14 protein-coding genes are annotated in these 14410 nt (G+C 42.7%); 3 read left to right on the plus strand and 11 right to left on the minus strand.

Annotated features, from left to right (window positions below):
• Positions 1-212 precede the first annotated feature (212 nt).
• From LFYK43_RS04575 to LFYK43_RS04620, 10 genes are all read right to left on the minus strand, one after another.
• Positions 213-920 carry a Bax inhibitor-1/YccA family protein gene (locus LFYK43_RS04575; protein WP_124975905.1) on the minus strand — a complete coding sequence of 236 codons (708 nt, stop codon included), beginning with the start codon at positions 918-920 and terminating at the stop codon, positions 213-215.
• Between the two features lie 174 nt (positions 921-1094).
• Positions 1095-2426, minus strand: coding sequence for a UDP-N-acetylmuramate--L-alanine ligase (murC, locus tag LFYK43_RS04580; RefSeq protein WP_124975907.1), 1332 nt, complete (start codon positions 2424-2426; stop codon positions 1095-1097).
• 84 nt (positions 2427-2510) lie between these two features.
• Complete coding sequence (locus LFYK43_RS04585; RefSeq protein WP_124975909.1) at positions 2511-4943, minus strand: DNA translocase FtsK; 2433 nt, start codon at positions 4941-4943, stop codon at positions 2511-2513.
• Between the two features lie 131 nt (positions 4944-5074).
• Positions 5075-5716, minus strand: coding sequence for a YtpR family tRNA-binding protein (gene ytpR / locus LFYK43_RS04590; RefSeq protein WP_124975911.1), 642 nt, complete (start codon positions 5714-5716; stop codon positions 5075-5077).
• A 33-nt stretch (positions 5717-5749) separates the two neighbouring features.
• Positions 5750-6070 carry a thioredoxin family protein gene (locus LFYK43_RS04595; RefSeq protein ID WP_124975913.1) on the minus strand — a complete coding sequence of 107 codons (321 nt, stop codon included), beginning with the start codon at positions 6068-6070 and terminating at the stop codon, positions 5750-5752.
• A 177-nt stretch (positions 6071-6247) separates the two neighbouring features.
• Positions 6248-6898 (minus strand): tRNA (guanosine(46)-N7)-methyltransferase TrmB, encoded by a 651-nt coding sequence (gene trmB, locus LFYK43_RS04600; RefSeq protein ID WP_124975915.1) that lies wholly within the window; start codon positions 6896-6898, stop codon positions 6248-6250.
• Positions 6899-7055: 157 nt separating this feature from the next.
• Entirely contained in the window at positions 7056-7847 is a 792-nt protein-coding gene (locus LFYK43_RS04605; protein WP_124975917.1) for a phosphotransferase family protein, read from the minus strand.
• Positions 7848-7938: 91 nt separating this feature from the next.
• Positions 7939-9159 carry an ABC transporter permease gene (locus tag LFYK43_RS04610; RefSeq protein WP_124975919.1) on the minus strand — a complete coding sequence of 407 codons (1221 nt, stop codon included), beginning with the start codon at positions 9157-9159 and terminating at the stop codon, positions 7939-7941.
• Between the two features lie 150 nt (positions 9160-9309).
• A complete protein-coding gene (locus tag LFYK43_RS04615; protein WP_158609184.1) occupies positions 9310-11097 on the minus strand; it encodes an ABC transporter ATP-binding protein in 1788 nt (595 codons plus the stop codon).
• A gap of 78 nt (positions 11098-11175) precedes the next feature.
• Positions 11176-11901 carry an ABC transporter ATP-binding protein gene (locus tag LFYK43_RS04620; protein WP_124975923.1) on the minus strand — a complete coding sequence of 242 codons (726 nt, stop codon included), beginning with the start codon at positions 11899-11901 and terminating at the stop codon, positions 11176-11178.
• Positions 11902-12117: 216 nt separating this feature from the next.
• Here LFYK43_RS04620 and LFYK43_RS04625 point away from each other — a divergent pair, with 216 nt between their 5' ends.
• The 3 genes from LFYK43_RS04625 to LFYK43_RS04635 all read left to right on the plus strand — a co-directional run bounded on the left by LFYK43_RS04625 (position 12118) and on the right by LFYK43_RS04635 (position 13896).
• Entirely contained in the window at positions 12118-12549 is a 432-nt protein-coding gene (locus tag LFYK43_RS04625; protein ID WP_124975925.1) for an HIT family protein, read from the plus strand.
• Positions 12550-12558: 9 nt separating this feature from the next.
• Positions 12559-12837, plus strand: a complete 279-nt coding sequence (locus LFYK43_RS04630; RefSeq protein WP_124975927.1) for a hypothetical protein — start codon at positions 12559-12561, stop codon at positions 12835-12837.
• Between the two features lie 159 nt (positions 12838-12996).
• Positions 12997-13896, plus strand: coding sequence for a peptidylprolyl isomerase PrsA (locus LFYK43_RS04635; RefSeq protein ID WP_124975929.1), 900 nt, complete (start codon positions 12997-12999; stop codon positions 13894-13896).
• 131 nt (positions 13897-14027) lie between these two features.
• On the opposite strand, the gene LFYK43_RS04640 is transcribed toward LFYK43_RS04635, so the two are convergent.
• The gene (locus LFYK43_RS04640) at positions 14028-14369 is read right to left on the minus strand and encodes a DUF4260 family protein (RefSeq protein ID WP_124975931.1); all 342 of its coding nucleotides are present in this window, start codon (positions 14367-14369) and stop codon (positions 14028-14030) included.
• Positions 14370-14410 lie beyond the last annotated feature (41 nt).

Here is a 14410-nt window from a genome sequence, read left to right on the forward strand (position 1 = left end):
GATAGAATTGTCTTGGGACATCATTAAAACCTCGCTTTGATTGATTTTTGGACACTTTAATCTTAGCACTTGAGGGACAATGATGTCCTTTTTTAGTATTTTGAGAAAAAAATAGTGCTGATGATTTTACTCATCAACACAAAAAAGTGTACACCCCAAAAAAGGCGCCGGCCGCCGCACGGTCAAACACCTTTTTGAGCTAAAAATCATACTTAATTCTTGCTGCCTTTGCCGCCTGAAAAAATTGAAAGCAGCTGTAAGAACAGGTTGATAAAGTCAAGATACAGTTGTAATGCCCCAGAAACAGCCAACGATGTCGTGTTGACTTGTGAACCATACTCAAGGTACATATTCTTAAAGGTCTGTGAATCCCAAGCAGTCATGATCGTAAAGATGATCACGCCGATAAAAGCAAAGAAGTAAGTGATCATTGCACTTTGCAAAAAGATGTTGATGATCGACACCACGATCAAAGCAATCAATGCTGCCAAAGCTTGAGTACCGATCCGAGTCAAGTCGCGTTTAGTAACGGCACCAAGAATTGCCATAACAATAAAGTCGGCTGAAGCAGCCACAAAGGCCATTGAAATGTCGCCAATATCATAAACCAGTAAGACAACACTTAGGAACAAGCCTTCAACACCAGCAAATGCAAACAGCAGACTAGCACTCATGAGCCCAGAACGATCGGGTTTAAATGAAATCGCAAAAACCATTACCAGCTGGACCGCAAACAACAAGAGCATTGACCACATGCTGCCGGCAAAAAAATTGATCACTTGCATCGGAAAAACACTGGCACACAGAAAAGCAACCAGAGCAGAAACTGCAACAGCCCCTGCCATAAAGCCATACATCTTAGTGAAGAACCGGTTTAAACCGCTGGCTTCAGGAGTGTATGTCTGATTCGAATTATTCATCTGATCTCCCTCTCTTCATCATTCTCGTTATTTTTAAAAGAGCTTCCAAAATCATCATACCATAGGGAAGTATGCCCTACAACAAATCTGCCATGGGAAAGCCTGGAGCGCTAGTCAAGACCTCAATACTTTTTGCAAAACAAGTAATTCCAGCCGATCTGTCGGACTTTAAAACTAATTTTTGCGCAATTTCACTGCGCTCAACAGTGTCTCATAGCTTTGTTCATATTTAGGAATATCCCCGGCGCCCATGAAGACTACCACAGCATCGTGAAAATCTAACAATGGCGACATATTATCGACACTTAAAACTTCGCCGCCCTTAGTTATTTTTTGTCCTAAGTCAGCAGCAGTTACGCTGCCGTTCTTTTCCCGAATGGAGCTAAAAATTTCGGTCAAGTAAACCTTGTCTGCCAAATTTAAACTTTCAGCAAACTCATCCATCAACGCAATGGTCCGACTAAAAGTATGCGGCTGGAAGACAGCTACGATCTCTTTATCCGGGTATTGTTGGCGGGCAGCATCCAAAGTCGCTTTGATCTCATGCGGATGATGCGCATAATCATCAATGATGATCATGTCTTCAACTTTTTTCTCAGTGAAACGGCGTTTGACACCAGCAAAAGTCAACAGATGCTGCTGGACTTCTGCTTGATCTAATCCTTCCAAGTAGGAAACAGCGATCACCGCTAAACTGTTCAAGATATTATGTGCGCCAAACATATGGATCTCATAGTTGCCTAAGAAATCTTCTTTAAAGTACACATCAAAACTCGAACCGCTAGTTGTACGCTTGATGTTTTTAGCCTGAAAATCATCATTTTCATCTGTGCCGTAAAAATAAATCGGCAGCTTAGATTTGATTTGACGTAAGTGCGGATCCTTACCCCAAGCAAAAATCGCTTTCTTGGTCTGATCGGCTAAAGTCTGAAAAGCCGCGCAGACGTCATCGATCCCCGTGAAGTAATCTGGATGGTCGAAATCAATGTTAGTCATGATCGTATAGTCTGGGTGATAGGCGACAAAGTGACGCCTATATTCATCTGCTTCAAACGCAAAAAAGCGCGCGTCGGGCGTTCCCTTCCCGGTACCATCGCCAACTAAAAAGCTTGTGGGCGAAACACTGCTCAAAACATGTGCTAAAAGGCCAGTCGTACTGGTTTTCCCGTGTGCACCAGCAACACCAATACTAGTAGTCTCCTCCACCAGCATTTCAACAACTTCCGGGTAAGTACAGATCTGCAAGCCCATTTGTTTAGCCTGGGCAATTTCAACTTGTTCATCATCAAAGGCATTTCCCTTCACGATGGTCATATTTTCTGTGATATTTTCACTGTTAAATGGCAGTATTTTGATTCCCGCCTGTTCAAGCCCACGCTGTGTGAACGTGTATTTATCAATATCAGAACCAATCACTTCACAGCCCTTGTCGTGCAGGATCAATGCTAAAGCACTCATGCCGGTCCCTTTGATACCAACAAAAAAATAGGTCGTATCCATTCTCATTACAAGTGTCCTCTTTTCAGTTTCTACTGCTATTAGTCTATCATACTTAGTCAGAATTAAAGCTAAATTTTAGAGTTTTAGTGTTTAGTTCTCCCGAATTTTAGCCAAACGTTCTGGCGTCAAGAAAACATCGCGCGGTTTGGAGCCTTTCGCCCCAGAGATATACTGTTTGTTTTCCAAGTCCTCTACGATACTTGCTGCTCGATTATAACCGACCGAAAAAACCCGCTGCAGCTTGGAAGTTGAAACTGCATCTTCGTTAACGATATAGTTGAGGACCTGGGGCATCAGCTCATCCTCATTTTCTGATTGACGAGCCTTTTCTTTCAGACCATCCGGGTCAAAAGCATATTGCGGTTGCCCTTGAGCCCTGACAAAATCAGTGACCCGATCAACTTCTTCATCAATAAATGTTCCTTGCAGGCGCAAAGCCTGACTCGCGCCATTACCCAGATACAACAAGTCTCCTTTGCCCAAAAGACGTTCTGCTCCGGCTGAATCTAAAATCGTCCGTGAATCAACTTGACTAGAAACCATAAAGGCTACCCGGGTCGGAATATTATTTTTGATCGTCCCCGTCACAACGTCGACACTCGGTCTTTGTGTTGCGATCAATAAATGGATCCCCGCTGCTCGGGCTTTGGCAGTAATACGAGCAATATAATCTTGCACTTCTGAAGCAGCAGCCATCATCAAGTCAGCCAATTCATCGATCACAATGACAATATATGGCATCTTGAGCCCAAAGTCGCCCGCGGCTGCAGCCTTCTCGTTAAAACTATCAATATTTCGCGCTCCGCTTGCTGCTAAACGCTCATACCTTTCCTCCATCTCCTTGACGACCCATTTCAAGGCTGCCGCAGCAGACTGGGGGTCTGAGACTACCGGAGCCAAAAGATGCGGAATTTTTTGGTAAGGAGCCATTTCAACCGCCTTCGGGTCGATCAAAAGTAATTTAACTTCTGAAGGTTTGGCTTTGTACAACAAGGAGATCAGTAAACTATTAATAAAAACAGATTTTCCTGACCCTGTTGCCCCAGCAATCAGACCATGCGGCATCTTCTTTAAATTAGTTACACGTGGTTTACCGAATAAATCGACCCCTAAAGCAACCGTTAAAGGTGAACGTGCCGACTGAAAGGCTTGTGATTGCAAGACCTCTTTGAGCATCACAGGCCGGGAAGTTCTATTTGGGATCTCGATGCCAATACTGCTTTTACCAGGAATTGGCGCTTCGATGCGAATATCTTTAGCTGCCAAAGCCAACTTTAAGTCATCGGTTAAATTTGTGACCTTATTGACCTTAACACCACGCCCTAAAGTGATCTCGAACTGCGTCACAGTCGGACCGATCGTCCAATCTTTAACGGTCCCATTCACATGAAAAGCCTGCAGGGTCTCGTTTAAAGTATCTGCTTCTTTCAAAACCCATTCATCGAGCTGTGGATCATCGTCCACTACTGGCTCAGGCAGCAACTCAAGCCCTGGAAATTGATAACTGGCATCTGCCGCTTCAGTTGCAGCCTGCTTAGTATCTTTGACAAGACTTTCGTGCTGCGAAAACAGACTTAAGTTTCGCTGATCATTTTGCTCAAAATCTAAGATATCAGCGAAAGAACGATTTAAGGCCCGCTCTTTAGGCTCTATTCGTTGGGGCTGTTGATCTCTGATTACGAGTTCAGTATGTTCTTTTTCATCGTTCTTGCTGTCCGACTGCTCTGCTTTCTCTGGAGAAATTGCAGGACTAAGCTCTTGTTGTTCTTTCTTTGGAACAAAAACTTCAGTTGGTTCTTTAGGACCCGCTAGAATAGTCTGTACAGGTTTTGTTTCAACTTGAGGCTGATGAGTGGCAGCCTCGTCCAAATCTAGGGGCTTTTCACCCAAATAAGTCAGCTTTTCAGCTTGATTTTCATCTGGCAAGATCAGTTGATCCTGAACCTCTGCTGCTTGAACTGTTCCGTCATTTAAATCCTCTGCTTTTTCGTCTAAGCCGCTTCTTAGATGTTGCGGCAAGAATGTTTCCGTAGGTAAGATAACTTCAGACTCGCTTTGACTTGAGAAAGCCTGATCAGCCTCGGCCGACTGAGTACTTGAAAAAGCTGGCCCCTTTTGATCCTCGCCTTGAGCTGCAGTTTTTGCTGGTTGATTTGCCTTGCTTTGTAAGTCTGCAGTCAAGTCAAAAGTAGGCTCGCTGCCATCTTCCTGATCTGACAACCAAAAATAGGTTTCTGCCTTTTTGTGCAATTCTTGGTATAAACGCGGATAAGAAATCGTTGGCGCAGCTTTTTTGGATTGCGACCTATTTAAGATCGAAGGAGGAATATAAGACGGTCGAAAAGGTCTTGAACTGATCGCTGTTTGAGAAACTTGAACACGAACTTCATGCTGTGCATCCTGCTGTGCAACAGACCGATGAACATGGGCATCTTTTTTTCTATTAAATTTTTCAGGTGTGCTCATTTGTTTTTTCGGACCACGCTGTACTCGATAAAATGCTGGTCCATCATAATGTTTCATCAGTTAATCATCCAATCATAAAAAAATCGGGCAGTGTTCCTTGCAAAAATGCACCCACTACCCGGATAAAAGAGCAAACCATGGCACATAACGTTTGCCATAAGGAGCTCGCCCTACCAATTAAATTCCTTTTAAGCTGAGAACAAACTTGCAGCTTGTAAAAAATCAAATGCTTCGCCGACTTGATAATCAGCAGCGGGAAGTTCAAGGATGCCGCGCTTTTGCGGAGCATTTGGCAAGGCCAGCTCGCGTGCTGAACAAACCATACCAAAGCTGTCGATCCCACGGAGTTTACCCGGCCAGATAATTGCACCAGAAGGCATCATCGCACCAACTTTAGCAATGACAACTTTCTGCCCCGCGGCAATATTAGGTGCACCGCAGACAATCTGCAAGTGCTCGTCGCCATCGACTAGAACAGATAAAACATGCAAATGATCCGAGTCAGGATGTTCTTCCATTGTCTCCACATAGCCGACCACGAAGTGCGGCTGATCATCAACAACTAGTTCGGCAGGCATCCCATTTGCGAGCAATTGCTGGTTTAAAAGTTCTACTTGTTCGGCGGTCAAATTGACTTGACCAGCTGCATTTAATTGCGGCAAATATGTTGAAGCGGCAAAAAAGTTATAACCTAACGTTTTACCGCTTTTTTCATCATAAATTCGCACGATATTATTTTTCTTTTCATAAACTTGTTGCGTGGTATCCTGACGTAAAACGACCATCAGGACATCACCGGTTTGTGCCAAATTGTAACTTGCGATCAGCATAATTTTAAATTAGTCTCCTCTATCCCTTGATAATTATTTAGCAGCAACTAAGAAATCTTCAACTTCTGCTTTAGTTTTCCGATCTTTATTCACGAAACGACTAACTTCTTTGCCGTCTTGATAAACAATAAAGCTTGGGATCCCCATAACCATCAATTCTTGGCAAAGATCGATATTCTCGTCACGATCGACCTGAATAAAGGTATAATCGGCAAAATCCGCTTCGATCTCAGGCATTGCCGGTTTAATAAAACGGCAATCCGGGCACCAATCAGCGGTAAAGAACAGAACATATTGCCCAGAGCCAAGCTTTTCTTCTAATTGTTGTTTATTCATTTTAGCTAACATTTCCATGATAGTACCTCCAAAAATAAAAGGGCAAAGATCGCATTAACAAACTCACAATACTGCGATCTGCATGCTGGCTGCTAGTTGCAAGCTCTCAGCCTGCTGCCCTGTGTAAGTGTTTAAAATCAATTATAGTATAATTCCAGCCATTTTCATATCTTAATGTTTACCGCAATGTGAAGCTTAATTTTTACTTTCAAAACGGGCAGCCAGCTTATAAATCGGTTGTCCCTTTTGACTAAATTTTTCCTCGTATTCAGTCATCACATTGTCAGCAGCTTCTTTTGAATGATGCAGATCCAACCAGACTTGGTCAAAGACCATCCCGTAGTTGTTCAGCGAAGCTAAAGAATATTCAAAAAGCCCCTGGTTATCTGTCTTGAATTCAAGCAGGCCGTCTGAGGCGATAATTTGCTGATACTGAGCCAGGAATGTCCGGTAAGTCAACCGCCGTTTAGCATGCCGTTTTTTGGGCCAAGGATCAGAGAAATTCAGGTAGATCCCGGCAACTTCGCCTGGCGCAAACATTTCTGTGATCTCATTGCCATCGCCGCAGATAAACTGCAGGTTGGGTAAATTGGCTGCCAATTGTTTTTTTAATGCGATCCCAGTCGCCGTTGTCTGAACCTCTAAGCCGATAAAATTCTTATCTGGGTTTTGACGTGCCATTTCTAGGATGAACCGTCCCTTTCCCATTCCAACTTCGATCATTAAAGGTTGTCTGGCGGCAAATCGTTCCTGCCATTGACCACGAAATTTTTGCGGTTCTGTGACTACATATTGCGGATTTTCTTGAATTAATGGTAAAGCCCAGGGTTTATTTTTTAATCTCATTTCTTCCTCCAAGCTGCGAAGAAATCGCAGTTAAGTTTCTTTGCTCACACTACTATTTTACCGCAAAAAATCCCCAGGGGTTCTGCTTCCCTGAGGGATCCTTACTTACTAGAACTAAAACTATGAACTTTATTTAAGCTGCTCTGATATCGTTAAGTTATGCGTAAATATTTGTAAAAATTGCTTGTATTTTGAGTATGTCTTGGTTCATTTCATGGAAACGACCACGCCGATAGTGATACTTTACGTCCAAAAGGAGATTCATCAGTGCATACCACTGAATTCGAAACTCCATTGCCTCCGGTAATTCTTTTCCAAAATAGCTTTCCAGCCATTGCTTCCAATCTGCGCGTGGGACATAGCGGCACATTAACATGCTGAGATCCTTTGCTGGGTCAGCAAACATTACTGATTCCCAATCCACAAGGTACAAATCACCCGAATCAGACAAGAGAAAATTCTTGCGATTCAAGTCACCATGCGAAACCTCATACTGGCTTTCTTCATATTGCGGTAAGTGCGTCTCAAGGTAAGCGGCGCATTTTTTCAATAAGGGATGTGCCAGCAACTCTGCTGGAACTCCGCGAAAGTACAAGGTCAAAAAATCCTCTGGATGATAATGCACACCACCGACTTTCTCGAGCATCCTCTTTAAGAGGTCTGAATGATGGACCCTGCTTAATAAGTCAAGGACTCGAGTTGAATGCATCTCGCTACGCTCAAGACAACGCCCATTCATCCATTGTTGTGCCGTCAAAGTGTCGCCGGTCTGCATCCGTTTAGACCATATCAGCTTAGGAGTGATCTCCTCAAGTGAAAGAGCCGCAATAAACGGTGATGGATTCCGCTTCAAGAAAACTTTTTCCTGCTGCTTGATCCCCATATATGCCGTACCAGTATCTCCGCCGATTGGGAGCACTTGCCAGCCATTCTCTAAATTGAGATCCATCTGGACAACGCTCCTTTTCAGTTCATAATTATCAGTCTGACTTCCTCAGAACTGATCACTACATCAAGTCTACAAATTCACGCTATTGGTGTCAAGCAATTTTCTTAAGTCTCAATTTGCTGTATATTCTTGCAAGCAGCCAGCTCTCAACCAGCAATAAAAGCAGGCCCAGCAAGGTTTTTACCAGTCCAAAGCCTTGGGTAGCCAGCGGAATAGTGAAGAGTATCGTGCTGGCTAAAAGCAGAGAAAATAAGACCCAAGAAAATGCTTTAAATTTATTTTGTATATTTATAGGATACGTGTGCATAAATACAACTTCATCGTACATCATGTAGATCGGCAATAATTGAAAAGCTATCAAATAAATGAAAAGTGCAGCAATCGCCAGTGCCAACCAGTAATTTGGCAGGAAGAATAGGATCAGCCAACACAAGAATGTTAATCTTAAATACAAACTGCTGTACTCTCCGCTGCGAAGAAAACCGCGCCAGAAAAGGTACTTAAAAAATCCCGCTGAACTTGGTTTAGCTTGAGGTAAGAGCCTGTCTAGATAGCGGCGCCGTTTCGGTTGCGGCGAAAGAGTCGCAACATCCGTAAACATATTAAAAAAGCGGGCTAACTGCGATTGACGCCCATCTTCTTTTGTATTGGCATAACGCCAGTCCAGCGGGCTTTGTGCCAGCTTAACTTTTTGCAAGGATCTAAGGGTACCCGCCAAGATAAGCGCCAAAATTAAGCTCAAGAGACTGCTTAGATATAAACCGCCTGCTAAAATAACTGCAGGAAGCAGCCAAGCAAATACAACTTGCCATTTCCAATTCCGGGGCAAAGGAAGATACATCGCTGCTCCTTGCTGCTCGATCCGTTGGATCGCCAAGACCAGCTGCGTCAGCCCTAAACAAATAGAACTTGCCAGACTTAAATGGGCTGCCAATAATAAAAACGGCAATAATAAGCAGAAGTACACAACTTGAACTGTTCCAACTACTGTGGCACTGTGCTGAAAAGCTGCCTTAAAATAGTCGCGCATTCCTTGCTCGCGCGGCAGCAAAAATACCGGATCCGGTTTTTTTAGAAGAGTCGCCAATTGATTGCTATGCAGCAAGAAAAGCAAGATCAAGGCTGCCAGTGGTTTTGCCCACCAGAGATCGCTTTGCGGTGAAAGCGACTTTAAGAAATTCGAATATGAAAGTGCTGCAGCTCCAAATAAAAAGAGCAGCGCGATCACAAAATGATCATTAAAAACAAAGCGCAAGTATTTCAAAAGTTTTTGCTGGTATGACGCGCGTCGTTTTTTCCATAGTTCATTCATACTAATGAACCGCCTTTCTGCGCCAGGTACCAAATGGATGAAAAACCAAGGTCCTGACACAATTTTTTCGTTTCATTTTCTCAGAGATCAATAATATTTTAGGTAATGGTTGAATTTCAGAGGCTAAATTGCAGTTTCGCTGCCATGAAGTTAGATCAATTGTAGATCTGTCAAAGCTTCAGAAACCTCCACGTCCCCCGCATTTCCCCGTGCCATAACCTGACCTTCTTGAAGAACAATGATTTCATCCACCTGCGCGAATGTTGCCGCGTTATATTGATGCGTGATCAGAATAAATCCTTGTCGCATCGAAAGCAGGTCCATCTGCAGTTTTGCAGCGATCTGCGGATCAAGTCCAGTGGTCAATTCATCGAAAATCATAAAAGGAGGATCATGTAAGAATAACCTGGCCAGCACTAAGCGCTGTTTTTCTCCACCTGACAATAAGGGCGACTCCGCACTGATTTGCGTGTCTAAACCATGCTGGATCAGCCAGGAACCCAATCCCGCGCGATAAATGGCCTTTTTGACCGCGTCCGCTGAAAAGCTTTGGTCAAACAAAGTGACGTTTTCTCGAACTGTGCCCTGAAAAATATCCGGCTTTTGGGTCATTACTCCGAAATTTGAATAAACCGCACCCCGATCAAACTCTATCATTGGTTTGCCCTGCAATTTAACCGTACCCGCAGTTGGAGCTAAATCCCCCAGCAAGGTTCGGATCAGGGTCGTCTTGCCGCTGCCGCTTGCACCGACAACGAGATATTTCTTATCGGCTGCAAACTGCAGATCGATCGACTGCAAAATTTGTTTATCGTCAACTTGATAACTGACATTCTGAAATTCAATTAAGGGGTCATTATTGAGTGAAATAGAAAAATTCGTTTGCTCTGGGAGAAATAATGGACCGTCAGTAGTTGTTTTCAAGATCATCGCCAGTTCGCGCGCCTGCTTACGTCCGCCATAAAACTCAGCCAGCATTTCTGTCAGCATCGCCATTGGCCAATTAAACAAACTTGCTAATTGGGAGAAAGCCACCAGCTGCCCTAAGGTGATCTCTCCTCTGCGCACAAAATACGCACCCATCAACCAAGCACCCAAATACATGACATCACCTAGAAAATCAGACACACCGCTTGTAATTTTTTGAATTCGTTGGTCCCTGACCGTTTTTAGTAAAACCTGTTTACTCGCACGCTCGTGTTTTCTTTTAAACTGGGGGACTGAAAGTGCATACTGGATCGTTGTAAAACCGGCTAAGATATCTGCAACTTTGCTCGTATAATTTTCTATGGCTATGACCAGATCAGTTTTAGCCGACTCCAGCCATTTTTTGACTAAAAAAGGAAAAATCACTGCAGGCAAGCTTAAAAGTGCAACACCCACCGTGATCACCGGATCGATCAAAAAAGTTCCCAGTACTGCTAAGATGAGTAAACTGACGAGATAAACGACCCGTAAAATAACATGGAAATAGCTCTGGGTCACCACATCCACCTGCTTAGTCAACTGCGCAACATACTGTCCGACCTGTTTTTGATAAAAATGCAACGGCCGGAACTGATTATAATGAGTAAACAGTTCACCGCGCAGCTCTTGCCCAATTCGTGCCGGAACTGATTCATTCAAATATTCCGCTGTACTATCAGTTAAAGCTTGCACGATTAAGTAAACAATAACAGCTGGTACCGCAAGTGCAAAGCTCAGCTGGATGGCTCCCGTGGCAATATCTGTAATCAACTGTAAAACATAGGAATAGGCAACAAGCACTCCTGCAGCGGTGATGTTCGCTACCACAGTAAAAGCGAGCCGCCACGGGTATCTCCAGAAGTATTTTGTCATAGCTTCAGACCACTTTTCTTTTGTTTTTCTAGAAATGCACCAGTATTTTCCGACGGCTGCTTGGTTCATCTGCTTCTTGCTGTAAATTTGACCGATCAACTTTTAAGTCGTTTGCTGATCCTGTTCAAATTTCATAAAAGTTCTCAAGAAGCTGATGTTTTCCCACAAACGACTGGCTTACTTTTGAGTCATATCAAGGTAGATCTCAGAGAGTGAAGCAGTCGGCTGCCGACTTTGCTTCCGTAAGTCTGCAAAAGTTCCATCGGCTAAGACTTGTCCCTCATCGATCATCACAAAACTATCGCACACCTCTTGCGCCGTGCTTAAAACGTGAGTCGACATCAAAATCGCCGTCCCATTTTCTTTCTTTTCCGCCAAAAGATTCAACAAATCACGGGTTGCCAAGGGGTCTAAGCCCAAAAAAGGCTCATCCACCAACAAAAGATCAACATCTGGCAGCATCGCACAAACAATCATTACCTTTTGCTTCATCCCTTTAGAAAAATTGATTGGAAACCAATCTAATTTCTTTTCTAAACGAAAAATTTTTAGCAAGCGCAAAGCATGGTCCCAAGCCTGCTTTTGCTCCAACTTATAAGCCATCATCGTTAGTTCCAAGTGCTCTTTTAATGTCAACTCATCGTAGAGGACTGGTATCTCAGGAATATACGCAATTTTCTTCTTGTAGGCAGCCGGGGCATTTTGGAGGGAGACGCCATTTAAACTGATCGACCCCTTTTGCGGCCGCAAGAGCCCAATAATATGATTGATCGTGGTTGATTTTCCCGCACCATTCAGGCCGATCAGGCCGACCAGTGTCCCCTGCTTGACCTCGAATGAAATATCTTTTAAAACAGGGAGCGAAGAATAACCCCCGACTAAATGTTCAACTTCTAAACTCATCTTTTAGTTCCTCTCTAAAAAGATCCTCTCAAGAACAATTTACCTTCTAACTAATTACACGTCTTTTTCTAAATTTTGAATGCCAAGAATATAGCCTTTTAATCCTTTTTAGATTATAACATTGACTTTTTGCACCGCCAAATACTTAAAAAAATTCGTGTCTAGTGTATACTGGGACTATATACTAATTATTACATGGAAAGAAGGTTCCTTAATATGGAAGATTGTATTTTTTGCAAAATCATTGCTGGTGAGATCCCAAGTACACAGGTCTATCAAGACGATGCCGTGACTGCCTTTTTAGACTTATCACAGACTACACCAGGACATACCTTAGTGGTCCCTAACAAGCATGTCAATGATATCTACGGCTACGATGAACAACTGGCGGCAGATGTTTTTGCACGGATCCCTAAAATTGCACGTGCATTACGCGACTCTGATCCTGAGATCAAAGGCCTCAACATTTTGAATAACAACGGAGAATTAGCTTACCAGTCGGTATTCCACTCTCATATCCATTTGATCCCACGGTACAATTCTGACGACGACTTTAGCATGCATTTCAGTGATAACTCTGACAAATACGATGCAAAGAAACTCAACGAGATCGCAGACCGGATCGCTAAAAATATTCAACCAAAGTGAGGGACAACTATGAAAAAAACAGTACTTTTAACACTGATCGGCGGTTCCACCGCTCTGGGTTGGCTTTTCTATAAAAAACAGCAGGCTAAAACCAGCCCTGCTTCAACCAAACTCACTGTGAAATCAGCACTCAAAAACACAACTGTCTCTACCAAAAACCTGATCACTGAGACAAAAAGTGCTCTAAACACCGTTGAAGAAATTACCACAGAGATCCAAGACTTTCTGCAAGAAGCAGAGCCTAAACTTAAAAAGTTAAACCAAAGCATCGCAAAGATGAATAAATAACTATTCACGATCAGCGAGATAACTGATTTCGTTACAATTTTTAAGTTAAAGTAAATTTATTCAGGCACTTTCTAAGGTTATGTTTTTTATGTTATAGTAATAATCGTTAGTCTGTGACTGATTAAACATAATATATATAGAAATGGATGTGTTCACAGAATGAAAAAATGGGTAACCGGATTAGCTGCGATCTTGATGGCTTTCAGTCTAGCAGCTTGTTCCAAGACCGTTGCCACAACATCAGGCGGTAAGATCACGGAGAGCGAATACTACGATAGTATGAAGAAGACTTCCTCCGGTAAGCAAGTTTTGCAGCAGATGATCTTAGATAAAGTGCTGGAAGGCAACTACGGCAAAAAGGTTTCCGATAAGAAAGTCACCGCACAATACAATACGGCTAAGAAGCAATATGGTTCCTCATTTAATTCCATCCTCCAACAAAATGGAATGACCAAGAGCTCATATAAGAAACAATTGCGTTCTTCCCTCTTATTGCAAGAAGCTGTTAAAGCTAACACTAAGGTAACAAATAAACAGCTGCAAAAACAGTGGAAGTCTTATCAGCCTAAAGTCACTGTCGGCCATATTCTGTTGAAAGGCAACGATGCCGGCAAGAAACAGGCTGAAACGATCATTGCCAGCTTGAAAAAAGACGGCAGCTATAAGAACTTCAAAGCCTTAGCCAAGAAGTACTCAACTGATACCCAGACTAAAAATTCAGGTGGTAAACTGCCAGCCTTCGACAACACTGACACTAGCTTGGTCAGCGCCTTCAAGAATGCAGCCTTCAAGTTAAAACAAGGTGAATTTACAGCTCAGCCAGTTAAGACCAGCTATGGTTACCATGTGATCTATTCCATTAAGAACCCTGGTAAAGGCAAGCTCTCAGATCATAAAGCTGAATTGAAGAAACAAATCTTAGATGATAAGATGCAAGATTCAACTTACATGCAAAAAGTCATCTCTAAAGAGCTTAAAAAGGGTAAGGTCAACATTAAAGACAGCGACCTTAAAGATATCCTTTCCGACTATATTGGCACAAGTTCCAGTTCAAAATAGTCTTCTCTCAAATCAATGACTATCATCTTTTCAAAAAAACAGGGACAAAATTCTGAATTCAGAATTTTGTCCCTGTTTTTTTACTTTAGTCGCAGAACTCAGCTGCTGATCACATTCAACCAGCTGCAAGTTTACGATAGATGCGTATGCTGAAAACTATCTCCGTACTTCAACCCAAATCCAAGCATCCGGTCCATCCAGACATGTGCAAAGAGTATCAAAGCTGTCATATATAGCAAATCTTTTTTAGTCAATAGCGCAGCTGACAAGAGCAATGCCGGTAAAACAAGGTTATGAAACAAGTTATACAAAACCGCCCCACTCTGCTTGTTAAATAAATAACCGACTTGCGACAAATCAACTAGTAAAATTCCAAGCAGAAAAATAACCCAAGAAAAATGAAAGTGGTAAAAATAAATAAAAGCCGTCAAAATAAACAACATCGCGTTTTCAATTTGTAGGAAGTATTTCATGATAAACTCCTTTTTTTGGTCCCGCTTTTACTCTTTGTTTT

The sequence above is a fragment of the Ligilactobacillus salitolerans genome (assembly GCF_003864415.1).
Classification (GTDB): domain Bacteria; phylum Bacillota; class Bacilli; order Lactobacillales; family Lactobacillaceae; genus Ligilactobacillus; species Ligilactobacillus salitolerans.